Origin of the sequence: Geomonas azotofigens, from assembly GCF_018919395.1 — a bacterium.
GTDB lineage: Bacteria > Desulfobacterota > Desulfuromonadia > Geobacterales > Geobacteraceae > Geomonas > Geomonas azotofigens.
The window spans coordinates 73,032-99,720 of sequence record NZ_JAHLME010000007.1 but is presented as its reverse complement, the minus strand read 5'-3'; the positions used below and the strand labels follow the sequence as shown (position 1 = coordinate 99,720).

Annotated in this window: 25 protein-coding genes; 6 read left to right on the top strand and 19 right to left on the bottom strand. The window is 63.1% G+C overall.

The window, feature by feature from the left end:
• Positions 1–31: 31 nt before the first annotated feature.
• Complete coding sequence (gene trpB / locus KOL99_RS18800; protein WP_216512011.1) at positions 32–1,222, bottom strand: tryptophan synthase subunit beta; 1,191 nt, start codon at positions 1,220–1,222, stop codon at positions 32–34.
• 264 nt (positions 1,223–1,486) lie between these two features.
• Here trpB and KOL99_RS18795 point away from each other — a divergent pair, with 264 nt between their 5' ends.
• Together KOL99_RS18795 and KOL99_RS18790 are read left to right on the top strand one after the other, a co-directional pair.
• A complete protein-coding gene (locus KOL99_RS18795) occupies positions 1,487–1,963 on the top strand; it encodes a tRNA (cytidine(34)-2'-O)-methyltransferase (protein WP_216512010.1) in 477 nt (158 codons plus the stop codon).
• Between the two features lie 35 nt (positions 1,964–1,998).
• Positions 1,999–2,322: a cupin domain-containing protein gene (locus KOL99_RS18790; RefSeq protein WP_216512009.1), complete on the top strand. Its 324-nt coding sequence runs from the start codon at positions 1,999–2,001 to the stop codon at positions 2,320–2,322.
• Positions 2,323–2,331: 9 nt separating this feature from the next.
• Here the strand turns inward: KOL99_RS18790 and KOL99_RS18785 are convergent, their stop codons facing one another.
• Positions 2,332–2,916, bottom strand: a complete 585-nt coding sequence (locus KOL99_RS18785; RefSeq protein ID WP_216512008.1) for an exopolysaccharide biosynthesis protein — start codon at positions 2,914–2,916, stop codon at positions 2,332–2,334.
• 216 nt (positions 2,917–3,132) lie between these two features.
• Between KOL99_RS18785 and KOL99_RS18780 the strand changes: the two genes are divergently transcribed.
• Positions 3,133–3,633 carry a rubrerythrin family protein gene (locus KOL99_RS18780; RefSeq protein WP_216512007.1) on the top strand — a complete coding sequence of 167 codons (501 nt, stop codon included), beginning with the start codon at positions 3,133–3,135 and terminating at the stop codon, positions 3,631–3,633.
• A gap of 171 nt (positions 3,634–3,804) precedes the next feature.
• On the opposite strand, the gene KOL99_RS18775 is transcribed toward KOL99_RS18780, so the two are convergent.
• From KOL99_RS18775 to KOL99_RS18745, 7 genes are all read right to left on the bottom strand, one after another.
• The gene (locus tag KOL99_RS18775) at positions 3,805–4,542 is read right to left on the bottom strand and encodes an alpha/beta hydrolase (protein ID WP_216512006.1); all 738 of its coding nucleotides are present in this window, start codon (positions 4,540–4,542) and stop codon (positions 3,805–3,807) included.
• 12 nt (positions 4,543–4,554) lie between these two features.
• Positions 4,555–6,240 (bottom strand): sensor histidine kinase, encoded by a 1,686-nt coding sequence (locus tag KOL99_RS18770; RefSeq protein ID WP_216512005.1) that lies wholly within the window; start codon positions 6,238–6,240, stop codon positions 4,555–4,557.
• Between the two features lie 287 nt (positions 6,241–6,527).
• Positions 6,528–7,343 carry a formate/nitrite transporter family protein gene (locus KOL99_RS18765; protein WP_216512004.1) on the bottom strand — a complete coding sequence of 272 codons (816 nt, stop codon included), beginning with the start codon at positions 7,341–7,343 and terminating at the stop codon, positions 6,528–6,530.
• Between the two features lies 1 nt (position 7,344).
• On the bottom strand, positions 7,345–7,650 hold the full coding sequence (locus KOL99_RS18760) for a hypothetical protein (RefSeq protein WP_216512003.1): 306 nt from the start codon (positions 7,648–7,650) through the stop codon (positions 7,345–7,347).
• 141 nt (positions 7,651–7,791) lie between these two features.
• Positions 7,792–8,532 (bottom strand): succinate dehydrogenase/fumarate reductase iron-sulfur subunit, encoded by a 741-nt coding sequence (locus tag KOL99_RS18755; protein ID WP_216512002.1) that lies wholly within the window; start codon positions 8,530–8,532, stop codon positions 7,792–7,794.
• Positions 8,532–10,445, bottom strand: a complete 1,914-nt coding sequence (locus tag KOL99_RS18750) for a fumarate reductase/succinate dehydrogenase flavoprotein subunit (protein WP_216512001.1) — start codon at positions 10,443–10,445, stop codon at positions 8,532–8,534. The genes KOL99_RS18755 and KOL99_RS18750 overlap by 1 nt, the downstream gene beginning before the upstream one ends.
• A gap of 9 nt (positions 10,446–10,454) precedes the next feature.
• On the bottom strand, positions 10,455–11,120 hold the full coding sequence (locus KOL99_RS18745; protein ID WP_216512000.1) for a succinate dehydrogenase cytochrome b subunit: 666 nt from the start codon (positions 11,118–11,120) through the stop codon (positions 10,455–10,457).
• A gap of 434 nt (positions 11,121–11,554) precedes the next feature.
• Between KOL99_RS18745 and tgt the strand changes: the two genes are divergently transcribed.
• The 3 genes from tgt (at position 11,555) to mazG (ending at position 13,902) form a co-directional block, all read left to right on the top strand.
• Complete coding sequence (gene tgt / locus KOL99_RS18740; RefSeq protein ID WP_216511999.1) at positions 11,555–12,661, top strand: tRNA guanosine(34) transglycosylase Tgt; 1,107 nt, start codon at positions 11,555–11,557, stop codon at positions 12,659–12,661.
• A 2-nt stretch (positions 12,662–12,663) separates the two neighbouring features.
• Positions 12,664–13,011, top strand: a complete 348-nt coding sequence (locus tag KOL99_RS18735; protein ID WP_216511998.1) for a c-type cytochrome — start codon at positions 12,664–12,666, stop codon at positions 13,009–13,011.
• Between the two features lie 90 nt (positions 13,012–13,101).
• On the top strand, positions 13,102–13,902 hold the full coding sequence (mazG, locus tag KOL99_RS18730; RefSeq protein ID WP_216511997.1) for a nucleoside triphosphate pyrophosphohydrolase: 801 nt from the start codon (positions 13,102–13,104) through the stop codon (positions 13,900–13,902).
• Positions 13,903–14,152: 250 nt separating this feature from the next.
• On the opposite strand, the gene KOL99_RS18725 is transcribed toward mazG, so the two are convergent.
• The 10 genes from KOL99_RS18725 to KOL99_RS18680 form a co-directional block, all read right to left on the bottom strand.
• A complete protein-coding gene (locus KOL99_RS18725; RefSeq protein WP_216511996.1) occupies positions 14,153–14,716 on the bottom strand; it encodes a methylated-DNA--[protein]-cysteine S-methyltransferase in 564 nt (187 codons plus the stop codon).
• A gap of 122 nt (positions 14,717–14,838) precedes the next feature.
• Positions 14,839–16,407 carry a murein biosynthesis integral membrane protein MurJ gene (gene murJ / locus KOL99_RS18720; RefSeq protein ID WP_216511995.1) on the bottom strand — a complete coding sequence of 523 codons (1,569 nt, stop codon included), beginning with the start codon at positions 16,405–16,407 and terminating at the stop codon, positions 14,839–14,841.
• A 141-nt stretch (positions 16,408–16,548) separates the two neighbouring features.
• The gene (locus KOL99_RS18715; RefSeq protein WP_216511994.1) at positions 16,549–17,718 is read right to left on the bottom strand and encodes a class II aldolase/adducin family protein; all 1,170 of its coding nucleotides are present in this window, start codon (positions 17,716–17,718) and stop codon (positions 16,549–16,551) included.
• 1 nt (position 17,719) lies between these two features.
• A complete protein-coding gene (locus tag KOL99_RS18710) occupies positions 17,720–19,459 on the bottom strand; it encodes an aldehyde ferredoxin oxidoreductase family protein (RefSeq protein ID WP_216511993.1) in 1,740 nt (579 codons plus the stop codon).
• A 134-nt stretch (positions 19,460–19,593) separates the two neighbouring features.
• Positions 19,594–20,667, bottom strand: coding sequence for a mannose-1-phosphate guanylyltransferase (locus tag KOL99_RS18705; RefSeq protein WP_216511992.1), 1,074 nt, complete (start codon positions 20,665–20,667; stop codon positions 19,594–19,596).
• A gap of 29 nt (positions 20,668–20,696) precedes the next feature.
• On the bottom strand, positions 20,697–21,848 hold the full coding sequence (locus KOL99_RS18700) for a Na+/H+ antiporter NhaA (RefSeq protein ID WP_216511991.1): 1,152 nt from the start codon (positions 21,846–21,848) through the stop codon (positions 20,697–20,699).
• Positions 21,849–22,241: a cupin domain-containing protein gene (locus tag KOL99_RS18695; protein WP_216511990.1), complete on the bottom strand. Its 393-nt coding sequence runs from the start codon at positions 22,239–22,241 to the stop codon at positions 21,849–21,851.
• A gap of 94 nt (positions 22,242–22,335) precedes the next feature.
• Positions 22,336–23,169, bottom strand: a complete 834-nt coding sequence (gene rfbD / locus KOL99_RS18690) for a dTDP-4-dehydrorhamnose reductase (protein WP_216511989.1) — start codon at positions 23,167–23,169, stop codon at positions 22,336–22,338.
• Between the two features lie 167 nt (positions 23,170–23,336).
• The gene (rfbB, locus tag KOL99_RS18685) at positions 23,337–24,404 is read right to left on the bottom strand and encodes a dTDP-glucose 4,6-dehydratase (protein WP_216511988.1); all 1,068 of its coding nucleotides are present in this window, start codon (positions 24,402–24,404) and stop codon (positions 23,337–23,339) included.
• A gap of 134 nt (positions 24,405–24,538) precedes the next feature.
• Entirely contained in the window at positions 24,539–26,671 is a 2,133-nt protein-coding gene (locus KOL99_RS18680; protein WP_216511987.1) for an LPS-assembly protein LptD, read from the bottom strand.
• Positions 26,672–26,689: the final 18 nt, after the last annotated feature.

Here is a 26,689-nt window from a genome sequence, read left to right as displayed (position 1 = left end):
GCTCCCCCACTAAAGCCTCGAATTTTCTATATTAAAGCTGCACCCCCATAACATCTGCCACGGTATGGATGTCCTTGTCGCCTCTGCCCGACAGACAGACGACGATGCTCTCATTGGCGGAAAGTGTCGGAGCCAGACGCAGCGCGTGGGCGACCGCGTGGGAAGACTCCAGTGCGGGGATGATCCCCTCTTCGCGGGTCAGCACCTGGAATGCGTCCAGGGCCTCGTCATCGGTGACGGAGACATAGCTGGCCCGTCCGATCTCTTTTAGGTACGAGTGCTCCGGTCCCACGCCCGGGTAGTCCAATCCGGCCGAGATGGAATGGGCATGGGCGATCTGACCGTACTCGTCCTGCAGGAGGTAGGTTTTGTTGCCGTGCAGCACACCGACGCTGCCGGCGGAAAGCGGCGCCGCATGCTTGCCGCTGTCGATGCCGTAGCCGGCGGCTTCGACGCCGATCATCTTTACGGATTCGTCATTGACGAAGGGGTGGAAGAGCCCGATGGCGTTGCTGCCGCCACCTACCGCCGCGACCAGGTAATCAGGAAGCCTCCCCTCGGCCTCCAGGTGCTGCGCCCTCGCCTCCTGGCCGATGATGGCCTGGAAGTCGCGCACCATCACCGGGTAGGGATGGGGGCCGGCGACGGTGCCGATGATGTAGAAGGTGTCTTCCACGTAGGTCACCCACTGGCGCATCGCCTCGTTCATGGCGTCCTTCAGGGTCGCGGTGCCGGAGCTGACCGGCGTTACCTTGGCCCCGAGCAGTTTCATCCGGAACACGTTCAGGGACTGGCGGCGGATATCCTCCTCGCCCATGAACACCTCGCACTCCATGCCGAAGAGCGCCGCCACCGTCGCCGTCGCCACGCCGTGCTGCCCGGCGCCGGTCTCGGCGATCACCTTCTTCTTCCCCATCCGCTTGGCGAGCAGGCCCTGGCCGATGGTGTTGTTGACCTTGTGCGCGCCGGTGTGGTTCAGGTCCTCGCGCTTCAGATAGATCTTCGCGCCCCCCATTTTACGGCTCAATTTCTCGGCGAAGTAGAGCGGGTTCGGGCGGCCGACATACTGGCGCAGGTAGTAGGCGTACTCCTCCTGGAACCCCTTTTCGGTGCGAAAATGGTTGTACGCTTGCTCGAGTTCGAGCAGCGCCGGCATGAGCGTTTCCGATACGTATCTGCCGCCGAAACGGCCGAAGTGACCACTGTTGTCAGGCGTGTCCAAAGTTGCCTCCGGTAGGTGTGTGAGGGGGGCATCATAGACTATCTGTCGATAAATTGCAAGCTTACAGAACCTGCCCCCCAGACAACCTCCCGCCGTTACTGGCTTTTAGCCGTTTCTCTTTGCCTTATTTTTGGCTTTGCGCTACTAATATCACCTGTTCTGGAAGCTCATCTTCGGGGTCAAAATTTGGCTCATCCTGTGTCGATTTTTTCTCTGACAGAGCCCTTTTTCGTCACCTGAAACGTAACCATCATGAGGTCTCCGATGTCCTTGCGGCAACCATTTCACATAGTGCTGGTGGAGCCCGAGATTCCACCCAACACGGGCAACATCGCCCGTCTCTGCGGCGCCACCGGGACCATCCTGCACCTGGTCGGCAAGCTCGGCTTCTCCACCGACGACCGCTACCTGAAGCGCGCCGGGCTCGATTACTGGAGCGAGGTCGACATCCGCTACTGGGACGACCTCGCCGCGCTGAAAGAGGCGTTCCCGCAGGGGCGCTTCATCTACACCAGCAAGAAGGCGCCCCAAAGCTACCTGCAGTTCCGCTTTTGTCCCGGCGACTTCATCGTGTTCGGCAAGGAGACCAAGGGGCTCCCCGAGGAGCTCATCGAGGCGAACCCTGAGACGGCGGTGCGGATCCCGATCACGGGAAAAGTGCGCAGCCTGAACCTCTCCACCTCGGCCGGCATCGTGCTGTACGAGGCGCTGCGCCAGACCGGCGCGCTTGAGGGCGCCTGAATATTCCCCGGCGGAACCAATCAAGAGGAGGAAAGATGTTCGAAAAGAGAAGCGACGAGGGATATCAGCAGGTGCTGCCGGGAATCCGGCAGAAGACCCTGGTGCACGGGGCGAAGACTCTGATGGTGGAGTTCCTGCTGGAAAAGGGTGCGCTGCTGCCGCCGCACAGCCACCCCCACGAACAGACCGGGTACCTGGTGAGCGGCCGGATCAGGCTCAACATCGACGGGAACATCCAGGAGGTGTTGCCGGGGGACAGCTGGTGCATCGCGGGGGACGCGCGGCATAACGCCGAGATAGTCGAGGAGTCCGTGGCGATCGAGGTGTTCTCCCCGGTGCGCGAGGAGTACCTTCCCTGACCTGCCGGCCTAGCTGAACTGGTAGATCACAACACCGAGACTCACCGCCGTCACCACGAACGCGATCAGCGCCAGCAGCCCGTCGCGCGAGATAAGAGCGAGACCGAAGGCGGAAAGGGCCAGCCCGGCGCCATGCGCGGAGAAGGGGACCAACTCCATCATCGGCATCACGACCGCTATGGACGCGCAGATGAACGAGATCAGGTAGATGCTCCCCCCCCTGATCAGCGCAGGCAGGCGTGGACGCAGCCACCGGTCGATGAAGCGCGCCACGGGGCGCAGCCACCTGATCGCCGTGAGCACCTTGTCCTCAGCCAGGGAGCGCCGGAGCAACCACTTGGGGAGCCAGAAGTGATCTCGACGGAAAAACAGCTGCACCGCGATCAGGAGGATCAGAAAACCGGTGGCGGTCGGCACCCCCGGCATGCCGCTGAGCGGCGAAGCGGCGATCACCCCCACCATGAGCAGCAGCGGCCCGAAGGACCGGTTCCCCACCGATTCCACAATTTTCCCCAAGGTGACGTGCCCCGCATCGTCAGCGGAATCTCCGATCCGGTCGAGCATCTCCTGAAGAGTGGTGATCTCACGCGCCATGCGCCACCTCGCAGGTGCCGCCGATAGCGACACTCTTGCCGCAACACCCACGAAGAGTACATTGGCGTATGTTAATGTCAAGACAACCCCGCCCGCGGGCGATCCGGACCGAAAAACGTATACATATCAGACAAATATAATGTACCCGGCGCCTTGACGGGGACAGATGCCTCGTTATATTCATGCTGCACATTTACCCATAACGAGGAGGAAGAGATGTCGACCAGGGACAACCTTGCCGAGGCCTTTGCCGGAGAGAGCCAAGCCAACCGTAAATACCTCGCCTTTGCCAAGAAGGCGGAAGCGGAGGGGCTGCCGCAGGTGGCCAAGCTGTTTCGGGCCGCGGCACACGCCGAAACGGTGCACGCCCATGCGCATCTGCGCGCCATGGACGGGATCAAGAGCACCGTCGATAACCTGAAAGAGGCCATCGAGGGAGAAGGTTTCGAATTCCAGAAGATGTACCCGCCGTTTCTCGAGCAGGCGAAGCAGGAGGGGCACCGCGCCGCGGAGAACTCCTTCAAGTTCGCCCTAGCGGTGGAAGAAGTCCATCACGATCTGTACCAGCAGGCGCTGGCGGCGGTGCAAAACGGCGTCGATCTCGCCGACCGTGCCGTCTACGTCTGCGAAGTCTGCGGCAACACCGTCTACGACGAGGCCCCCGACAAGTGTGCGGTCTGCATGGTCCCCAAGGAGAAGTTCACCAGGATCGCCTGAAAAGGAAGGCGCCGCCAAAATCGGCGGCGCCTTTTGTTTCAACACCACAAAGCCCTAACGCGAAGACGCAAAGGCGCAGAGGCGCAAAGAGATGCCCTGGGGATAACCCGGATCTCCCGCCTTTCTTAGCGGCTTCGCGGCTTTGCGCCTTCGCGTTGAAGCTTTTTGTTTTCAAGGGTTCCTGATGCTGACCCGCCCCGGCGTCGCCCAGTCGTTGTGCCCCCCCTCGATCTCGCGGAACACCGTCCCCGGCCTGCTCTCCGCCAGGGCCTTGGCGAATTTCATCGGGATCACCTTGTCCTCCCTGGCGCCGAAGATCTCCACCCTCCCCCGGTACCCCTTGAGGGCCTCGATATTGTCCCAGTCGTCGGGCAGAAGCAGACGCACCGGCAGAAACCAGTAGTGGTGCTGCCCCACCCGGTGCAACTTGTCAAAAGGCGCCACCAGCACGATCTTGTCCGGCGGCGGCTCGGCCTCGGCCAGCGAGCAGGCGGGACCGCTCCCCAGGGATTCCCCCACCACGCAGACCGGCGTCGCCGGATACTGCCGTCGGAGCAGAAGGTACGCCTGCCGCGCCGCCTGGTCCAGCGACTCCTTCGAGGGCTCACCGGGGCGCCGGCCGTAGCCGGGGTACTCCAGGATGTAGACGCTGTCGGCGGCGGCAAACGAGGGGAGCGCGTAGGCACGATCAGCGGCTTGCCCCCCGTTTCCGTGCAGCATGAGCCAGACGTTCTTTGGGCCGGGAACGGTCCGGGCAAAGCCGATGAGCTCGCCCTGCTCGACCCACGGCGTCAGGCCGTTGGCGCGGTCGTGATGGGTCGGGAAGTAGAGCAGTTGCCGCGGCCAGGACGCCGCGCTCAGCACGAGGGCCACCAGGCAGACGAGCAGCAACCGGCCAATCCGTCGCACGCCATGCACCTTCTAGGCCCCTGGCAGGGTGAAGTAGACGGTGGCACCCTCATCCACCACCCCTTTGGCCCAGACCGTGCCGCCGTGCCGCTCGACGATCCGTTTCACCGTGGCCAGCCCGATGCCCGTCCCCTCGAACTCGGAGCCGTGCAGCCGCTGGAACGCCCCGAACAGCTTGTCCTGGTACGCCATGTCGAACCCGACGCCATTGTCCCTGATGAAAAAGGTCTCTTCACCTTCATGGGTGCAGGCCCCGAGCTCGATCCTGGCCCGTTCCCTGCCGCTCGAGTACTTCCACGCGTTGCCGACCAGGTTCTCCAGCATCAGTTCCAGCAGCAGCCGGTCGCCCTGCACCTGTAGCCCCGGTTCGATCAGCAGGTCGACCCGCCGTGCCGGCTCGGCATCCTGGAGCTTGCAGCCGATACCGAACGCGAGCTCGCTCAGACTCACCGTCGCCCGCCTCAACTCCAAGCGCCCGATCCGGGAAAGCTCCAGCAGGTCGTCAATCAGGTCTCCCATCCTCTTGCTGGAGGTGCGGATCCGCTCCAGATACCCCCGCGCCTCTGGTTCCAGGGTCGGACCGTACTCCTCGATAAGTATCGAGCCGTAGCTGTTGATGTGCCGCAGGGGGCCGCGCAGGTCGTGCGAGACGGAGTAGCTGAACGCCTCCTGCTCCCTCATCGCCGCTTCCAACCGCGCCGTCCGCTCGGCGACCCGCCGCTCAAGCTCTTCGTTCAAAAGCCGCAGTTCCTCCGCCATGCGCCGGCTGTGGGTGACGTCGCGGGCGATACTGAAAAGTCCGACGACGTCCCCCTGCTTGTTGTGCAAGGGCCCCTTGATGACCTCCAGCGTGATCCGCTCGCCGTCGCCCCCCTCCAACTCCTGCTCGAGCGTCTGCGCCAGGTTGTCGCGCAACACCTCCTGGTCCGTCAGCATGAACGCCTGCGCCACCCCGGCGGAAAACACTTCGCGGTCATCCCTGCCGAGCACCTGTTCCATGCTCTTGCCGGCCATGTGACAGGCGGCCTGGTTGAAGAGGAGGTAGCGCCCGCTGACGTCCTTGACGAAGACCGCGTCGGTGGTCCCGTCAATCACCGAGTTGAGCAGCTCCCTGTTTTCCACCAAAGCGCCTTCCACCGCGGCACGCTCCACGATCATCTGCTGCAACTCCTCGTTCATCGCGACCAGCCGGCCTTGCTCCCTCTCGTAGCTTCTCAAAAGCGACCACATCATCACCGCGCAACATACGGTGGTCACCGCGAATCCCACCATGTTGTCGGCGAGACGGTCCTGTTCGGAGCGGAACGGGGTGACCCATTCCGGAAACTGAAACTCCAACGCCATCAAGGCGATGGCGTCGAGCAAGGTCAGGACCAGGGGGAGCCAGCGCGCCCGTCTCCTGAAAAAGATGGGCAGGTACATCAACAGGCAGAAATAGTACAAGGGGAGGCTCCCATCCGAGGCGCCGTTGGGAAACCAGATCAGGTTAAGCAGGACCAGGAACATGAAGAAGAGCGCGGTCGTGTGGTAGCGCCCCCGCCTCGCCTCGACCAGAAGCAGCAGTACGAGCACGCCGAATACCGCGACGCAGACGTTTATGTAGGCAGGGAGATGCTGCAGGTAGTTGGTCGGAATAACGACAAAAAACGAGGCGACGGCCGCCGTGATGCAGAGCAGTTCAAAGAGGTGTTGCTCCATGGTGGAGCCTCCCCTCTTCCATATGCAGGACGTGAACCTTGCAATGGCAGATCGCATCTCGCTCATCTGTTACCTCGCGCGCGGCTGAAAAAGACAGCAGGGCGATAAAAATAACACATTAGCGACAGCTGATAAACACTTTTTTCAGTTATCCCTGAGTGTGGAGCGCCAACCAAAGTGGAAAGGTGCTGACTTTGGGCCAGGTAATGAGTAAGGCAGCATGGTGCAATGACTGTCTCGGCGCGAAGCGATGAATCTATTACTTACACAGATCGCCGTCACCCCCCTCAGCGTGGCGGACGCGCATCGACCTTCAGGTGCACGTACCAGTAGGCGAAGGCCACGAAGAGCACACCGCCCAGGATGTTCCCAAGCGTGACCGGCAGGAGGTTGTCCCGGAAGAAAGCGCCCCAGGAGAGGCCGGGGACCTCACGTCCGAGCCTTCCCGCCAGCAACAGCCCGGTCGGGATGAAGTACATGTTGGCGATGGAGTGCTCGAAGCCGCTGGCCACGAAGGCCGTGATGGGTGCATAGCAGGCGAGCATCTTGCCGGAGACGTCACGGGCCGCTGTGGCCATGAAGACGGCAAGGCAGACCAGCCAGTTGCACAGGATCCCGCGCACGAGGGCGACGCCGAAGGGAAGCTGGCACTTGGCCGTCGCGGTCCGGATGGCGCTCTCCGCTACGGACCCGTTCATCCAGAGCTGGGATTCGAACATGAGGGCGGCGAAGAACAGCGACCCCGCGAGGTTGCCGACGATGACGATGCCCCAGTTCTCCAGGAGCTGCCCCCAGGTGATCTCGCCATGGAGCGCGGAGCTGGTGAGGAGGCTGTTCCCGGTGAAAAGCTCGGCGCCGCAGATCACCACCAGCATGAGCCCCAGCGAGAAGACGCTCCCTCCCAAAAGTGCGGCCACGCCCCTGCCGGCGAAGGCGGCGGCGTCCTGGGTGACCACGGTGGCCAGCTGGGCGCCGAAGCCGATGTAGAAACCGGCCAAGAGGCTCAGGACGAAGGTGCGCAGCCGCGACTGGGTCAGCACCCTCTTGCCGTTGTCCACGATGGTGCGCACGGTCTCGGCCGGCGTCAGGTACATCTTTTCCATGTCAGCGCCCCTTCGGGCCGGCCATCTTGCGGAAGATGACCAGCTGCGCGGTGATGTCCACGGCAAGAACTACGGTGGTGCAGTACAAAAGCCAGGCGACCCGGTCGAAATAGGCGAAGCAGTTGAAGAACATGTACAGGGCCACCACGAACGAGAGCAGCCTGCGGATGCCGTGTACCGCCCCCTCGTTTTCCTCCTCATCGCTTCCCACCAGCGCGGCCAGCGCCGGTGCGGCGTGGTACCCGATGGTGGCGTCGATGAAGGTGAGGAAGATGTTGGCGACGAAGACGTAAGTTAGCGATTCCATATAGCTCCCATCGGCTGAAGCCGGCTGCGCCAGAAAGTAAGGCAAATCGGGACCGGAATCAAGTGAATTAACGGGTGCCCGCCGATAAAAAAAGGGCGGAAGGTTTCCCTTCCGCCCCGGGTTTTTCTTGATACGGGCTGCTTACTTGAACAGCGCCTTCTGGTACTCGCGGTTCAGTTTCGCGATGAACTTGACGTTGATCCCTTTCGGGCACGCGGCCTGGCACTCGTAGTGGTTCGAGCAGTTGCCAAAGCCCGCTTCCTGCATCGCCTCGGTCATGGCGCAGACGCGCTCGGCGGCCTCCGCCTGGCCCTGCGGCAGGGCGGCCAGCTGGGCAACCTTGGCCGAGGTGTAGAGCATCGCGGAGCCGTTCGGGCAGGCGGCGACGCAGGCGCCGCAGCCGATGCACTCGGCGGCGTCCATGGCGTAGTCGGCGGCGACCTTCGGCACCAGGATGGCGTTGCCGTCGGCAACACCGCCGGTGTGGCAGGAGGTGTAGCCACCGGCCTGCATGATCTTCTCGAGGTTGCTCCTGTCCACGATCAGGTCCTTCTGGATCGGGAAGGCGAGCGCACGCCACGGCTCGATGTAGATGGTGTCGCCGTCGTTGAAGCGCCTCATGTGCAGCTGGCAGACGGTGGTGCGCTCCTGGCCGCCGTGCGGCACGCCGTTGATGACCTGGGAGCACATGCCGCAGATCCCCTCGCGGCAGTCATGGTCGAACGCGATCGGGTCTTTGCCTTCTTTGATCAGGTGCTCGTTCACTTCGTCGAGCATCTCCAGGAAGGACTGGTCGGGGCTTACGTTTTTGGCCTCGTACTGCTCGAGCTTGCCCGGAGCTTTGGGGCCACTTTGGCGCCATACGTGTAGTGTGAGGTTCATTATTTATAACTCCTTACCGCCAGATGAACGTTCTCGAACGTCAACGGCTCCTTGTGCAGTTCGGGCTCCTTGTCGACACCTTTGAACTCCCAGGCTCCGACGTAGCAGTAGTTCTCGTCGTCGCGCTTGGCCTCGCCGTCGGGCATCTGGTGCTCGACGCGGAAGTGGCCGCCGCAGGACTCGTTCCTGTGCAGGGCGTCCTTCGCCATCAGCTCGCCGAACTCGAGGAAGTCCGCCACGCGGCCGGCGTTCTCGAGCTGCTGGTTGAGCTCCTCGCCCTTGCCGGTGACCTTGACGTTGTTCCAGAACTCCTCGCGCAGGACCGGGATACGCTTGATGGCGTCCTTGAGGCTCTCCTCGCTCCTCGCCATGCCGACGTTTTCCCACATAATCTTGCCAAGTTCGCGGTGGAACTCGGAAACGGTCTTCTTGCCGTTGATGTTCAGGAGGCGGTTGTTGTAGGCCTTGACGTCCTCGACCGACTTCTTGCACTCGGCGTGATCGGCGCTGACGGCGCCCGGCTTGGTCTTCGCCAGGTAGTTGGCGATGGTGTAGGGGATGACGAAGTAGCCGTCGGCCAGACCCTGCATCAGCGCGGAGGCGCCCAGGCGGTTCGCGCCGTGGACGGAGAAGTTCGCCTCGCCCAGGACGAAGAGGCCCGGGACGTTGCTCTCGCAGTTGTAGTCGACCCAGAGACCGCCCATGGAGTAGTGCGGTGCCGGGTACATGCGCATCGGCTGCTTGTACGCGTTCTCGTCGGTGATCTTCTCGTACATCTCGAAGAGGTTACCGTAGCGCTCGCGGATGGTGTGCTCGCCCACGCGCTTGATGGCTGCGGAGAAGTCGAGGTTGACGCCGCGGCCACCGGGGCCGACGCCGCGCCCGTCGTCGCACTGCTCTTTGGCGGCGCGGGAGGCGATATCGCGGGGAGCGAGGTTACCGAAGGAGGGGTATTTCCTCTCCAGGTAGTAGTCGCGCTCTTCTTCCGGGATGTCGTTGGGGTGACGGTTGTCGCCCTTCTTCTTCGGAGCCCAGCAGCGGCCGTCGTTCCTGAGCGACTCGGACATGAGGGTCAGCTTGGACTGGTGGTCGCCGGACTGCGGGATGCAGGTCGGGTGGATCTGGGTATAGCAGGGGTTGGCGAAGAAGGCGCCCTTCTTGTGGGCACGCCAGTTCGCGGTGACCGAGCAGCCCATCGCGTTGGTGGAGAGGTAGAACACGTTGACGTAGCCGCCGGTGGCGAGAACGACCGCGTCGCCCACGTGGGTGCGGATCTCGCCGGTGATCAGGTCACGGACGGTGATACCTTTGGCCTCGCCGTCGACCACCACGAGGTCCAGCATCTCGGTGCGGGCGAAGAGCTTGACGGTACCGGCTTTCACCTGGCGGGACAGGGCCGAGTAGGCACCCAGGAGGAGCTGCTGACCGGTTTGGCCGCGGGCGTAGAAGGTACGGGAAACCTGGGCGCCGCCGAAGGAGCGGTTGTCCAGGTAGCCGGCGTAGTCGCGGGCGAACGGAACGCCCTGGGCCACGCACTGGTCGATGATGTTGTTGGACACCTGGGCCAGACGCCACACGTCCGCCTCGCGGGCACGGAAGTCGCCCCCCTTGATGGTGTCGTAGAACAGGCGGTAGATGCTGTCGCCGTCGTTCGGGTAGTTTTTCGCGGCGTTGATGCCGCCCTGCGCCGCGATGGAGTGGGCGCGGCGTGCGCTGTCCTGGTAGCAGAAGGCTTCGACGTTGTAGCCGAGCTCGCCCAGGCTGGCTGCGGCTGCGCCACCGGCCAGGCCGGTGCCGACAACGAGGACTTTGTACTTACGTTTGTTAGCGGGGTTAACCAGCTTCAGGTCGAAGCGGTGCCTGTCCCACGAGGTCTGAATCGGTCCTTTCGGACATTTTCCGTCGAGTATCACTTGAACCCCCTAAAGTTTCAATAAGCCGGCCAGGATGACCGCAGGAATCGAGATGTAAGCAAGCATGAGGAGGGCGGAGATGACCTTGCCGCCGGTACCGAAGGCCGGGATGGTCTTCTCGTTGTTCCACCCCATGGTCTGCAGGAAGCTCGGGATGCCGTGGGAGAGGTGCAGGAACAGCATCAGCATGGCGAACATGTAGGCCAGGGCGATGAGGCCGTTGCCGAAGCTGGTCACCACCATCCTGAATACGTCCGGACGGTTGGCGGAGTCGAGGCCGACCACGACGTCAGGGGTGCCATGAATGGTGAACTGGAGCAGGTGGTAGATGATGAAGGCCGCCACGAGGAGGCCGGTCCAGATCATGTTCTCGGAGGCGAAGCTCGCCTTTAGGTTCCTTTTCACGGCATAGGCGCCGGGGTTGGCGGCCTTGTTCTCCAGGGTCAGCGTGACGCCGTAGCAGATGTGGACGGCGATGGCTGCCAGCATGAAGAGGCGGAAGGCCCAGACCAGCGGCGGCAGGCTGTGCAGATGCTCAGCATAAGCGTTGATGCCGTTGGGGCCAAAGAAAATGGTGGAGTTTCCGATCAGGTGTATCAGGATGAAGATGATCAGGAGCTGACCCGTGATGGACATCAGGATCTTTCTTCCCACAGAGCTAGATAAGATTCGCATGTTTTTTGTCCCTTTGCCTTTTTTCGATTTCAGATAAGTTGGATTGCGTGCGTACACCGGAGGAGTACAAGTCCCGAAGACCCGTTCACGGGGCGGACTCGCGGCTTCCGCTTTCGGGGGATGGGGGACCGCGCCACGGGCTCAGTGTCTGCATTCGATCTCTCCTTTATTGAACTCACATTAGCAACAGTGGATGGTATCTATAACATAAAAATCGGCGGGTTGATAGACGCGCATATTAAATGCCGTTATACGAAAATGCAACAGTTTTTTGTATACAGCATACAATTAATGGTTCAGACACCTTAGCCCCTTCTAAACTGCACTAACCATGTTTTGAAATAACGCTTACGCGGCCGCATTGTTGCATTTTTTACCCCGCTCTGCTAATTAGGATAGGCACCGTCAGTAAAACATTAAAGCCAGGAAGGTTCATGATTTATAAACTGCTCAAGAAGGACCCCAAGTCCGGCGCGCGCCGCGGCGTAGTGACCACCGCCCACGGCGAGATCCAGACCCCGATCTTCATGCCGGTGGCCACCCACGCCGCCATGAAGGCGATGACCCCGGCGCAGGTCAAGGAGACCGGCGCCCAGATCATCCTCTCCAACACCTACCACCTGCACCTGCACCCCGGCGAGGCCCTGGTGCAGAAGGCGGGCGGCCTGCACAAGTTCATGTGCTGGGACGGCCCCATCCTCACCGACTCCGGCGGCTTCCAGGTCTTCTCGCTGCCGAAAAAACGCATCACCGAGGAAGGGGTCTTCTTCCGCCACGAGGACACCGGAGAGGAGATCTTTCTCGATCCGGCCAAGGCCGTCGCCATCCAGGAGGCCCTGGGCGCCGACATCATCATGAACTTCGACGAGTGCATCCCCTACCCCTGCGACAAGGCGTACGCGGAGCGCTCCACCGAGAAGACCATCCGCTGGGCCAAGCAGTGCATCGACGCGCACTCGCGCGAGAACCAGTATCTGTTCGGCATCGTGCAGGGAAGCGTGTTCGAGGACTTGAGGAAGCGCTGCGCCAAGGCGCTGGTGAAGATGGATTTCCCCGGCTACGCCATCGGCGGCGTGTCCGTGGGCGAGGGGCTCGAACTGTTGAAGCAGGTGGTCGGCTACACCGCGCCGCACCTTCCCGAGGACAAGCCGCGTTACCTGATGGGCGTCGGCCTTCCCGAGGACATCCTGGAGAGCGTCGAGCGCGGCATCGACATGTTCGACTGCGTCATCCCGACCCGTTACGCGAGAAGCGCCACGCTCTTCACCAACCGCGGCCGGATCCGGCTCACCAACAAGAACTACCGGCGTGACTTCTACCCGGTCGAGCCCAACTGCACCTGCTACACCTGCCGCAACTTTACCAGGGCGTACCTGCACCACCTGTTCACCTCGAACGAGGTGCTCTCGGCGATCCTGGCGAGCATCCACAACGTGCATTTCTACCTGAACATGATGGCGGAGATCAGGACCTCCATCGAGGAGGGGCGCTTCCTGGAATACAAGCAGCAGTTCCTCTCCGCCTACTTGAAGGGGAAATAGGCATGCGACGCGGCGTCCTCATCGCGGCGACGGTGCTGGGGCTCTCCTGTGGCTGCTCCCAAAAGGAACCGGCGCAGGCTCCCGCGCCGAAACGGTCGTCGGCCCAAATGGAGCTCTTCGGCGCGGAGCTTTTCAACGAACGCTGCCGGGACTGCCACATCGTCAAGGAAAAGGGAGGCGTGGTCGGCCCGGAACTGTCCCACGTCGGGAGCAAGCGGGACCGCCGTTTCCTCGAGCAGGTGATTCGCGAGCCCGCCAAGGTCTACCCCGGCACCGTGATGCCCCCCTACGACACCTTCTCGAAGAAGCAGGTCGACTCCCTGGTCGACTACCTGGCCGGGCTCAAGTAGTTCCCGACTCCCCTCTTCCCCTACCCTCTCCCCCCGGGAGAGGGGGCGTGGAACACATCTCACAATCAATTCCTCACCGGAGAGCCATAGATGTCCACTGAAACCACGCAAAACCGCTTCGACCGCCTCATGGAAATCATGCGCAGGCTGCGCGCCCCAGGCGGCTGCCCCTGGGACGCCGAGCAGACCCACGAGTCGCTCAAGCGCTACCTTTTGGAGGAATCCTACGAGGTCATCGAGGCGATCGACGCCGGCGACAAGGAACTTCTCAAGGAGGAACTGGGGGACTTGATGCTGCAGCCGGTGTTCCACGCGGCCATAGCCGAGGAGGCCGGCGCCTTCACCATGGACCAGGTGCTGGACGCCATCAACGAAAAGTTGGTGCGCCGCCACCCCCACGTCTTCGGCAACCAGGTCATCGAGAGCAGCGCCGCGCAGGTGGAGAACTGGGAGAAGATCAAGAAGAACGAGAAGGGGGAGGAACGCAAATCCGCGCTGTCAGGCATCCCCCCTCACCTCCCCGCGCTCATGAAGGCGCAGAAGATCACGGAAAAGGCGGCCCGGGTCGGCTTCGACTGGGAACATACCGACCAGGTCTTCGCCAAGGTGATGGAGGAGTTGCACGAATTTCAGGAGGCAATGGCCGCCGGAGACCAGCAGGAGATGGAGTCGGAACTGGGGGACCTCCTGTTCGCCATCGTCAACCTGGGACGGTTCCTGTCCCTCGACCCGGAGGACGCCCTCAGGAAGACCATCGAGCGCTTCACGCGACGTTTCGGTCACATCGAGGAGACCCTGCACGGCGCCGGCCGCAGGATGCAGGAGGCGACCCTGGAGGAGATGGATTCGCTCTGGGAGGAGGCGAAGAAATTAGAGAAAGGTTCAATCTAATTAATGTTTTTAGGAGACCAGCGGCTTATCCACATTTTTTGTGGATAAGGTGTGGATAACGATGTTGACAAACTGAGAAACCCACGGCTTTTAAGCACTTTCCGCGTTCTGCATAAATATTGGCCACAGCGATATTCGAACGAAAAATCAGCTAGTTACAAAGAAAAGTATACAATCGGGGTTTATCAACCACAGGCTAAATTAGTCATACCTAATTAGGCGTAGGGCCCGGTGGAAATCCTGTGCATAACTACCTGATTTTCGCCCACGTCACGCCCCCCTTCGCATCCAGATTCACCCCTTCCATCGACAACAGCTCCCGCTTGGAATCCGTGCCGCCAGGAGCGGTGAAACCGGTCATGACGCCGTTGGCCCCGACCACCCTGTGGCAGGGGATGATGATCGGCACGAGGTTTCTCGCCATGGCCCCTCCGATCGCCCGCGCCCCCCGGGGAGATCCGCAGGCGCCGGCGACATCCTGGTAGCTGAGCACGGTACCGTACGGGATGGCGGCCACCACGTGGTAGACGTTTTTCTGGAACGGCGTGCAGCCATCCAGGTCCAAGGGGAGGTCGAAAACCACCCTCTCTCCCCCGAAGTAACGCCGCAGCAGCGCGGCTCCCTTGGCGGTCAACTCGTTCTCGCCGGTTGCCCGCGGGTACAGGGCCGCCGCCAACTCCAGCGCCTCGGCTGCGGACTTTGCGCCGTAGGGGAGATGATGGGCCACCACCCCATGCTCGCTCGCCGCCAGCACACCGCACCCCGCGCCGGTTTCGTACATGGTCCACGCCGTGACGGCCGACCGGTCTCTCATACCCTTCCTCCATAAAAAAACCGCGCAAGATTGACGACATCCGTTGGGACAGCAGAAACAATACCACGTTGTTCCTGCGCCTTGCCAGCGGATTTTGCTCTCCCGTGCGCGGTTCTTTCAGCCTATTTTTTAAGCAGCTTTCTCTTCACCAAGCCGATCACGTCTCCGGCCTCCTCGCAGCGCAGCAGGTGCGCCGACACCAGGAAGATCACCATACCCGCCAGCACCCCGCCCCCCAGCACGCCACCTTTGAGGAGCCTTTTCCCCGCCGGCGACCAGTCGATGAGATGCATGATCCAATACACCGCCAACGCCATCGGGATGGAGGCGACGATCCCCTTCACCCCGGCGACCGAGATGGCCCGACCGCCGAAGGGGCCGATCTTCTTGCGCAGGAACCAGAGCAGGAGCAGCATGTTGCCCAGCGCGGAAAGCGAGGACGCCAGCGCCAGCCCGCCGTGCTGCAACGGCCCCATCAGGATGAGACTGAAGAACAGGTTGAGCAGGAAAGCGACGAAGGCGATGACGACCGGAGTCTTGGTGTCCTTGAGCGCGTAGAAGGCGGGGACCAGAACGCGCACCAGCGCCACGAAGGCGAGCCCCACGGAGTAGTACAACAGGGCGATGCCGCAGTTGACCGCCTTGGCGTAGTCGAAGGCGCCCCCCATGAACAGCAGCGAGAAGATCGGGGTGGCGCAGAACATGAGCCCGACCATGGCCGGGATGGTGATGAACAGGGTGAGCCGGACGCCGTAGGAGAGCGACTCCTTGAGCGCGTCCATGTCGCCCATGGCGGCCTGCCGGCTCATCGAGGGAAGGACCGCCTGGGCGACCGAGACGGTGAAGATCCCTTGGGGAAACTCGAAGAGCCGCTGCGCGTAGTAGAGGTAGGAGACGCTTCCCTCCGGGAGCAGGGACGCCAGGATCGAGCCGACCGTGATGTTGAGGTAGTACACCCCGACGCCGAACACGGAGGGGCCCATGAGCAGGGCGATCCGTTTCAGGGCCGGGTGGTTTAGGTCGAAGTTCGGCTTGAGCGGGAAACCCATCCGGTACAGTACCGGCAACTGCAGGAGAAGTTGCAGCACCCCGCCGATCAGCACGCCGACGGCGAGGGCGACGATGGGGACCTGAAACCGGTCGTGCAGCAGCAGGGCGCACAGGATCATGGAGATATTGAGGAATACCGTGGAGATGGCCGGGGTGAAGAAGTGGCGCAGCGTGTTCAGTATCCCCATGCACAGGGCGACCAGGCTCACGAAGAAGATATACGGGAACATGAGCCGGTTCAGCAGGATGGTCACCGAGAGCTTTTGCGGGTTGGAGGAGAACCCCGGGAACATCAGGTGCACGAGTTGCGGCGAGAAGATGATGCCGAGGATGGTGATCACGGCCATCACCATGGTGAGCGCGGTGAAGCAGACGTTGGCGAGAGCGCGGGTCTCCTCCTCACCCTTGTTGGTGTGCCATTCCGAGAAGGTCGGGACGAAGGCGGAGGTGAGCGCCCCTTCCGCGAAGAAGCGGCGCAGCATGTTGGGGATCTGGAACGCGGCGAAGAAGGCGTCCGTGTAGAGACCGGCGCCGAACAGGCGGGAAACCACCATGTCGCGGATCATCCCCATGATGCGGGACAGCATGGTGGCGGCGCCCAAGACGCCGGCGGCGCGGGCTATGTTCTTCTTTTCAGACAAACAACCTCCTGGAAACAGAAACCGGGAACTCAACGCGAAGACGCAAAGCCGCAAGGAAAACCAAAGCACGACGGATGGTAAAAAGCGAAAGCCTTACGCCTTCTCCGCGTCTTTGCGACTTTGCGTTAAATATTCGGGACTTCAGCCTTTAGCACCATCAACTCGCCGGAAGTATTCGTCGCGGCAGAAGTTCTCCACGTCGACCATGGCGGCGAAGGCCTCGCCGAAGCCTTCGCGCCCGAGCGTGAAGACGCCGTGGCCGTAGACGATAGCCGAACCGCCGGCGCCGATCACCGGCGGCACGCGCTTGGCCAGCCCCCCTGCCCCGATCTCGCCCGCGACCACCGGGGTGCCGCCCAGCTCCCGCACGTGGGGGCAGTCCTTCCAGCAATCCTTGATGGCGCATTCCGCCTTCCGGTCGCAGAGCATGCTCATCACCACGGAAAACTTGGGATGCCCGTGCAGGATGACGCGGGCCCCGGTCTGCTCGTAGATCTTTCGGTGCGCCAAAAGCTCGCTCGATGCGGTGATCCCGGTGGTGGACGAGTTGTCCGCCGGAACCGGGTCGATGCATCCCCTCAGTTCGTCCAGGCTCGCCGCCGTCTGCGAGATGTAGATCAGCTCGCCCGCCACCGCCGAGATATTGCCGAAAAAGGAGTCAACCAGCCCCCGCTCCACGGTGTAACGCCCCACCCGCTCGATCTCGGCGAGGATCTCCTCCTTCTCCTGCGAAAGCGCCGGGATGAAGTCGAGGCCGGTGGCGGAGAGCGGCCTCAGCCATTGCCGCCGGAAGGAGTCGAACGCCTCCCGCTCGCCGGGAAGGCGGAAGCCGTCGGCAAGGACATCCTGCAGGTACTTGACGAAGGTGGAATGAAATACGGAGGAGTAGTTGATGAAGGCCTGCTCCACGGTGATGGCGCCCACCGCGACGATGCCGATCCCCTCGACGATGACCCCTTTCCTGGTGCCGAGCAGCCTGGCCAGGAGCGGACCGGGATCGTCGGGAAGGTCCTGTCGACGCAGGAAGGGGATGTCGTGCAGGAAGGTGCGCGTCTCGGTATCCTGCGGCACGATGCACTCCTCCCCCTGCCCGGCCCGGGCGATCAGGAAGTCGGCGAAGGGAAGGGACGGACGCGCCGCCACCAGCGCCAGGGAGTTCAGACGCGACAGCGTGCCGCCGGCAAGGGCGGCCAACTCGGGCGCCCCCGCCGTGATGAGCACGTCGTCCTGCGCAGCGAAGGCGATGCCGTCGGCGCAGGCCGAGCGGTCGGCAAGGAGTTTTCCCGTGTATTTAGTGATCTGGTCGCGCATGTCAGGGCAACTCCGCGAGGAGGTTCCGGCCGCCGAATCCGCCTTCGGCATCGAGGCCGCGGATGCGGTAGTACTTCTGCAGCTCCTCCTCGAAGCGGACCCGGTCGATGGGGGGAACCTCGATCCCCTCGCCGGCGCTCCCCGCCTCCTCGAAGAAGCGTTGCGGCAGCGTGTCGTGGGCGTGGCTGAACCCGTTGGCGCAGTTGTAGTAGCGCTCGGTGAGGTAGATGCGGTCGCCGATCGCCTTGAGCGACTCCGGGCCGTACTCCACCCCGGTCACCGCCGAGAGGAGCTCCCCGTACTCCTCGAGCGTCGCTCCGAAGAAGGCGAACTTGCAGGCGACCAGCGAATCGACCGCCGCGTTGACGTCCTCGGCGATCTTGATGATGCGGGCCTTGCCGGAGAAAGAGAAGCGGTCGGTGGGGACCGGCTTTCTCAGGATCTCGTGCGAGATGGGATAGGCGCGCAGATGGCAGCCGCCGCGGTTGGAGGTGACGTAGGCGAGCGCCATGCCGTAGGCGCCGCGCGGATCGTAGGCGGGAAGCTCCAGGGATTTCACGCTCATGGAAAGCTCGGGCTTCCCCATGATCTCCGCGACGCGGCGCGAGCCGAGGCTCAGGAGCTCGCCCTGGTCGTGCCGGTAGGCGATGTCGGCGAGGAGGCTCGCCACTTCCGCCGCGTCCGGGAAGCGCCCGCGCGCCTCCCCGAAGGCGGACAGGGTCGCCGCGGCGGAGATGGTGTCCAGCCCCAGCTCGTTGCACAGCGAGTTGGCCTTGACGATGGCGTGCAGGTCCGAGATGCCGTTCAAGGCGCCGAAGTGGTTCACCGTTTCGTACTCCGGCAGCGGCTCCCCGGCGGCGCTCGCCTTCTTGCACTGGATGGGGCAGCCGTAGCACCCTTCCTTCTTGGCGCCGCACTCCTTGCGGATGGCGGGTCCGGAGTAGTTGCCTGACTCGGCGAAGAAGGTGGAGCGGAAGTTCTCGGTGGGCGCCATGCGCCGCTGCGCCATCAGGTCCACCAGCGCCGGGGTGCCGTACTCGGCGATGCCCAATTCGCCGAAGATGACCGGCGAGGCCCGGAACAGGCGCATGACATCGGCGCGGGCGGCCTCGAAGCGTTCCTTGTCGGCAACGCCGGTGACGCCGTCGCCCTGCACCGTGATCGCCTTGAGCCCCTTGGCCCCCATGACGGCGCCGAGGCCGCCGCGGCCGATCGAGTTCCCCTCCCCCATCATGATGTTGGCGAAGAGGACGCCGTGCTCGCCGGCGGGGCCGATGGTGGTGACCGAGCCGCGCTCGCTGAGGGCCGCGACCGTCTCCTTCACCCCCTTGCCCCACAGCGACTGGGCCGGGTGCAGTTCGTCCCGCGCCGGGTCGACGGAAAGAAAGACCGGGTGGGGGCTCTTCCCCGTGATGAAGAGGGCGTCGAGCCCGGCTCCCTTCAGGCGCCAGGCGAAGCGCCCGCCGGCCGAGCAGTCGTAGATGGTGCCGGTGAGGGGCGAGCGTGACACGCAGGCGAGGCGAGCCGCGGTGGGTGAATTGGTGCCGCACAGGGGGCCGACGGCGAAGATGAGCGGCAGGTCCGGCTCGAAGGGGCCGAGGCGGAAGTAGTCCCGCATGAGCCGGACGCCCAGCCCCCTGCCGCCGAGGTAGGCGTGCAGGATATCAGCGGGAATCTCCCTGCGCTCGCAGGTACCGCGGGTGAGATCGACATGCAGCAACTTTCCGGTCCAGCCAAACATACTAACCCCAGAAAACCCGTTCTACGTTCTATGTTCTACGTTCTACGTTTAAGCTCCCCCGCCATCCACTCAGCACCTGACAAACAGGTTAGGTAGTTAACGTAGAACCTAGAACGTAGAACGTAGAACAGTTTCTAAAGCAGTTCCTGCTTCCCCTGCCGCTCCAGTTCCTCGACCACTTTCTTCACGTCCTGGGCGGCCTCCTTGGAGCAGACCAGCAGCGCGTCGGGGGTGTCCACCACGATCAGGTCGCTGACGCCGACAAAGGCTACCACTTTACCGTTGCCATAGGCAAGACACCCCTTGGAGCCGACCGACACGGCGCCGGCCGAGTTGATCAGCACGTGCCCCTGCGCATCGGACTCGATGACCTCGGGAAGCGCGCTCCAGGAGCCCACGTCGCTCCAGCCGAAGGAGGCGGCGATCACCTGCACGTCCTGCGCCTTCTCCATGACGCCGAAGTCGATCGACTCCCCCGTGATGCCGCCGTAAACCTCCGCTATCTGCGGCTTCAGGTCGGAAAGTTCCCAGACGTCGGACTCGAAGCAGAGCTTGGCCAGGGCCTGGGAGAGCCCGGGCATGTGCCGCCCGATCTGGTCCAGTATGGCGCAGGCCCCCCAGACGAACATGCCGCTGTTCCAGTAGAAGTTCCCGGAGGCCAGGAACTCCATGGCGCGCTCCAGGTTCGGCTTTTCGACGAAGCGTTTCACCGGCGCGGCGCCCGAATCGCCCGGCTGGGATGCCTCGATATAGCCGTAGCCGGTCTCCGGCCTGGTCGGGGTGATGCCGAGCGTCACCAGCGCGCCGCTCACGGCGACGGAACGGGCGGTCACCAGCGTGGCGCGGAAGGTCTCCTCGTCGACGATGTAGTGGTCGGCCGGGAGCACCACCATGATCCCGTCCGGATCGAAACGGGCGATGATCGAGGCGGCCAGGCCGATGGCCGGCGCGGTGTTGCGCCCGACCGGTTCCTCGATCACGTCGACCGGGACCCCCTTGATGTACGCCAGTTGCGCCCGGGTCTCGGCCGCCTGCAAGGCGTTGGTGACCACCATTACCCGCTTGGGATCGAGCGGCAGGACGCGTTCCACCGTCCTTTGCAGCATGGACTTGCCGCCAAAGACGGACATGAGCTGCTTCGGTGTGCTCTTGCGGGACAGCGGCCAGAACCTGGTGCCGGAGCCGCCCGCCAGGATGACGATGTACATGGTTTCCTCCAGCTGTGAAATATTTCCGACTAGGCCCCTCCCCGCTTGGGGCCGCGCATTTTCATGACCAGCGCCGCGGGAAAGAAGGAAAGAAGGCTCAACATGGCGCCCATCTTGGCGGACGAACCGGTTTCGGAATCGGGGAACGCCTCGCCGGCGACGAAGAGCGCCACGGTGAAACCGATTCCGGCGACGAGCCCGGTGGCGAAGAGTTCGCGCAGCCCCACCCCGATGGGGAGCGGGAAACCGAGCTTGCTCCCCATGAGCCCGAAGCCGACGATACCGATCATCTTGCCGCAGAGCAGGGAAGCCAGCACCAGCCAAGTGGCCGGGCCGACGGAACCGAAGGCGACCCCCGCGTTGACCAGCCCGAAGACGAAGAGCCCAAGGTCGACGAACAGCTTCCAGTCATGCTCGAAGCGTGACAGCGGCGTGAGGTCGTCAGGATCGAAGTCGAACATGTGGCGCTTCTCCACCGGCGGGTGCGGCAGGAAGGGAACCACCAGGGTAAGCGCCAACGCCGGGTGCAGGTGCGCCTCATGCAGCCCGAACCAGCTGAGCGTCCCCCCGAAGATGAGGTAGGGCCAGTAACTGGCGACCCTGGCGCGGCGCAGCCCCCAGCAAAGGGCCAGCGCGGCGCCGCACAAGAGCAGCCATTGGGGCTGCACCGGGGCGAGCGGGTCGCCGTAGAAAAGGGCTATGATCAGCAGCCCCACGGCGTCGTCGGCTATCGCCAGCAGGAGCAGGAACGAGATGGCCGGGTGCCCCTTGCCGAAGATGAAGCGCGCCGCGAGCCAGGCCAGTGCGATGTCGGTCGCGGTCGGAATGCCCCAGCCGCGGTACAGCGCGGGAGCGCCGAAGGCGGCGTTGAGGAGCAGGTAGAGCACGACCGGCCCCAGAATCCCTCCAACGGTCGCCAACAGCGGGTTGACGGCGCGCCGAAGGGGATACAGATCGCCCCCCGGCAGACAGCTCTGGGTGATCTCCACGGCTGCGATGCCGAAGAAAAACGCCATGAACAGGTCGTTGGTGACGAAGTGAACAGAAAGACCCGCGAAAAGCGGGTCGTGCAGGAAGTGGTGGTACTGCTCCGGCGCCAGGTTCGCCCAGAACAGCGCGGCGATGACGCCGGCCGCCAGGGGAACGGAGAACTCCCTGAGCAGGCTCAGTTGTTTATGCATCTATACGACAGGCTCCACGACGGCCTCGACGGCGCTCTCCGCACCAGGAGACTCGACGCGGTGGTAGTCGTCCTGGAAGCGGACGATGTCGTCCTCGCCCAGGTACTCGCCGCTTTGCACCTCGATGATGACCAGCGGGATCACGCCGGGGTTCTCCAGGCGGTGCGTCGACCCGATCGGGATGAAGGTCGACTCGTTGATGTTGATGATCTTCACCGTCTCGCCGCAGGTGACCTTGGCTGTGCCGGAAACCACGATCCAGTGTTCGCTGCGGTGATGGTGCATCTGCAGCGAAAGCCTCTGGCCGGGCAGCACCTCGATGCGCTTGATCTTGTAGCCGTTGTGCTCGTCCAGGACTGTGTATGTTCCCCAGGGACGCTCTCCGCGTTCCATGATCGCCTCCATGTCGTTTAGTGGTGGTTGCGCAACCTGTTTAGGTGCATTCAGGTCTGTAGGGGCGAACAATCATGCGCCCAAGTTTCAGGATTTATCGTGCCGGCCTCAGTTCCAGGTAGCGTTTGAGCGCGTCCTGCCAGGGCTGGGGCACAAAGCCCGTGTCCTGCCGCAGTTTGCCGCAGTCCAGGGTGGAATACAGCGGCCGCGGCGCCGGTCGGTTCAACTGTTGCGTGGTCATCGGCAGGACGGCGACGTCGAGTCCGGCCAACCGGAAGATCTCCTTGGCGAAGCCGTTCCAGGACACGAACCCGGAGTTGGCCGCGTGATAGGTCCCCTGGCATCCCTTGTCCAGCAGCGCCTTGATGGCGAGGGCCAGGTCGCGGGTCCAGGTGGGGGAGCCGATCTGGTCGTCAACCACGGTCAACTCCTTCTTCTCCGCGCCCAGTTTCAGCATGGTCTCCACGAAATTCTTGCCGCCGTGGCCGTAGAGCCACTGGGTGCGCACGATCAGGTGGTTGGGGTTAAACCAGGTGTTCATCTCGCCGCCGAGCTTCGACTCGCCGTAGACGCTGAGCGGGCCCGCCAGGTCATCTTCGACGTAGGGCGACCCCTTCTGGCCGTCGAAGATGTAGTCCGTGCTCACCTGGACCAGCTTGGCGCCGATCTCCTTGCTGATCATGGCGAGAAAGCCCACCCCTTCGCTGTTGACCATCATGGCCTGTTCCGCGTTGGACTGGCAGCCGTCCACGTCGGTGTAAGCGGCGGCGTTGATCACCACGGAGGGTTTCAGGGTGAGGAGTGTCCGCTGCACCGATTCGAGGTCGGTGATATCGATCTCGTCGACATCGACCCCGCGCGCGGCGTCACCGTACAGCGCCATCAACTCCTGCCCCAACATCCCCTTGCTGCCGACTACCAGAATCATCTCAACCCCTTAAAACCTGTTCTACGTTCTACGTTCTAAGTTCTAGGTTGGCACCAAACATCGTGCTCGTGCGCTTGTGGCACCAGAACCACAGAAGGTGCGACCAGGAACAGGCAAAGATTTTAACGTAGAACGTAGAACATAGAACGTAGAACTTGTATTTTTCTTTAGGCCGCTCCGTACTGCATCTCGTAATACTCCCGGTAGGCGCCGGTGACCACTTCTTCGACCCACCCCTGGTTGGCCAGGTACCAGTCGATGGTCTCGGCGATGCCGCGCTCGAAGGTGTAGCTCGGCTCCCAGGAGAGCTCGCGCTTCAACTTGGAGGCGTCGATGGCGTAGCGCCGGTCGTGCCCCTTGCGGTCCTTGACGAAGGTGATCAGCTCGCGGCTCGCGCCGGGAGCGCGCCCGAGGCGCTCGTCCATCAGGTCGCAGACCAGCTTCACGATGTCGATGTTCTTCCACTCGTTGTTGCCGCCCACGTTGAAGATCTCACCGGGCTTGCCCCGCTTGAGCACGCGCTCGATGGCTGCGGAGTGGTCCTTCACGTGCAGCCAGTCGCGCACGTTGAGGCCGTCGCCGTACACCGGCAGGGAGCGCTTCTTGAGGATATTGTGGATCATGAGCGGGATCAGCTTCTCGGGGAAGTGATAGGGGCCGTAGTTGTTGGAGCAGCGGGTGTTGAGGGTGGGCAGACCGAAGGTCTCGAAGTAGGCGCGCACCAGGAGGTCCGCCCCGGCCTTGCTCGCGGAATAGGGGGAGTTCGGCGCCAGCGGCGTCTCCTCGGTGAAGTAACCCTCGGAGCCCAGGCTGCCGTAGACCTCGTCGGTGGAAACCTGCAGGAAGCGGAAGTCAGGGAGCTTCTCGGCGTGCAGACGGCTCGCCTCCAGGAGGGTCTGGGTCCCCATCACGTTGGTTCTCACGAAGATGTCGGGGCCGGTGATGGAGCGGTCGACGTGCGATTCGGCGGCGAAGTGCGCCACGGCATCGACCTTTTCCTCGGCCAGCAGGCGCGCCACCAGCTCGCCGTCGCAGATGTCCCCCTTCACGAAGCGGTAGTTGGCGTTCCCCTCCACCGCGGTCAGGTTCTTCAGATTGCCGGCGTAGGTCAACAGGTCCAGGTTGATGACCCGGCAGTTCGGGTTCCCGGCCATGAAGTGGTTGATGAAATTGGAACCGATGAACCCCGCCCCTCCGGTAACGAGCAACGAGGTGGGGGTGAATACATCCTGCATAAGACCTCCTGACGGCTCTCGCAGTCGGGCGCTGACCAAGAGGCGCCCGTTTTCAGCCGACTATTGTAGATACACCGGGAAAAGCAAAAGTGTCAACTTCTTAGCGCTTGCGCCGGGACGGCGGCGCCCCGTCCCTAGAAGGTCTGGATCGGCCCCAGGGAGCCCACGCCGGCCAGCGAGAAGTTGATGGTGAACTGCTTCTCGCCGCTTACCTGGTGACTGCTCACGCGGTCGGAATAAGCGAGGATCACGCTCCAGCACTGCTGCCGGTACTCAACGGCGTAGCGCGATTCCAGGAAGCCCCCCTTGTCGAAGGAGTAGCGCCCGAGGACGTCGGCGGTCAGCTGGCTGGTGAGCGGGAAGGTGACCCCGGCGCCGAGGTAGTCGAGCTCGTCGCGGCTGTGCCGGTAGGTGACGCTGGCTTGGTTACGTCCCTCCCCCTTGACCTGCAGCCCGAGGTTGGCGGTGGAAAGGACGTTGTCGGACGTGTTGTAGCGCCCGTCCATCAGCAGGGACACGTCCTTCAGCGGGGTGACGACGCTCTCCAGCATCAGGTCGGTGAGGCGGTTTCCCTCGTCCACAAGGGTGAGCAGCTCGCGGCGCTGCCCGGAGAACTGGTACCCCTGGGACAACTTCAGGTAGAGGATGTCGCGGTACTCGTCGGGCATCCCTTCCCTCGCGTACTTGCGGGTGAAGGTGTTGGCGACGGACCAGTAGGCGATGCTCTGCCCGAGCACCCGGTCGCCGTAGTCGTAGAAGGGAAGATCCTCGTCGCTGCGCCGCTGCACGTAGTTGTAGTGCAGCGACGGGACCAGCAGGTGCCGCAGCGTGCCGTTGTCGTAAATCCGCTCCAGCGGCAAGGAGAGCGAGCCGCCGCCGTCGGCCTGGCCGATCTGGCGCCAGCCGGTCTCGGCGGTGTCGCCATGCGCGTTGTACAGGCGCTGCTGGAACGCCCCGAAGAGCGAGAAATCGAGGATCCCGGCCGGTTTCGCGTAGTAGCTGACGCGGGGGTGCAGGACGAGGCGCTGCCCGGTCGGCCCCACGGCGTGTTCGAAGTTGGTCAGGCTGGAGTCCATGGAGACGAAGACCGGGCCCAGCTTCTCGCCGGCGGCGATGAAGCCGAAGGTGGGGAGCCGCTGCAGCGTGGCGCGGTTGTTGAGCGCCTCGAGGTCCTGGTCGTAGGTCAGCGCGCCGAAAAGGCCGTAACGCTGCCAGCGCCGGTCGAAGGAGACCGACGACTCGAGGAGCTGGCGGTTGTACTCGCCGGAGAACTCGCCGTAATCGAGGTAGTACTTGCGGTCCGAGACCATGTGGATGGTGGAGGCGAGGGTCAGCTCCGGCGTCAGCAGCTCCAGGTGCTTTTGCTGCACCTCGCCGCGGAACTTGGACTCGTTGGTGTCGTAGATGCCGAAGGCGCGCAGGCGCCCCTGGCTGTCGTTAGGACGCAGGTAACGGTAATCGACGCCGGTCCCGACGCCGCGCGAGCTCTCGAGGTCGAGGTCGAAGGTCGCCTCCTGGCTCGGGTCGATAGCCCAGTAATAGGGTTGATCGACGAAGAAGCCCTTTTTCGAGGAAAAGCCGAGCTTCGGGATCATGAGGCCGGACTGCCGTTCGGTGTTGGCCGGGAAGACCAGGTACGGGGTGTAAAAGATCGGGATGTCATCCACGTAGAAGACCGCGTCTCTCGCGGTGGCGTATTCATCCAGGGTGACGTCCACCTTCTTCGCCTCGAAGCGCCAGCTCGGGTGATCGCCGTCGCAGGTGGTGAAGATGCCGCTCTCGACCCGGTAATCATCCTCGCCGGTTTTCAACAGGCGCGGGGCGCGCAGCCGGAAATTGGATTTCTTGATGAAGAGCTCGCCGTTTAGGAGCTCCCCTTTCTGGGTGAGCAGGTTCAGGGAGAGCTGGTCCCCCTTCATGGTGTCGCCGCCGCGCTCCAGGAGCACGTCCCCCTCGGCCAGGGCGTCGCTGCTCAAGCGACGGTAGATGACGCTGTCGGCAAGCAGGGAAGCGCCCCCCTGCAGGATGTGCACGTTCCCCTCAGCCTGGTAGCTCTCGGTCGGGGTATCGACGAAGACGGAGTCGGCCTTGAGGGTGACCTCCTTGTCGGGGAGGTTCACCTTTTCGGACGTGTTCGCCTTATCAGGGGCGACTGCCCTCTCGGTGGGAGGCGCCTTGCTGAAAGACATGGCCTTATCCTTGCCATGGGCAAGGCTCGCCGAAAACAGCAGGTAGGTAAGGAGCCAAAGGGCTCTTGCAGGTTTCATCTCACTCCACGGCAAAAA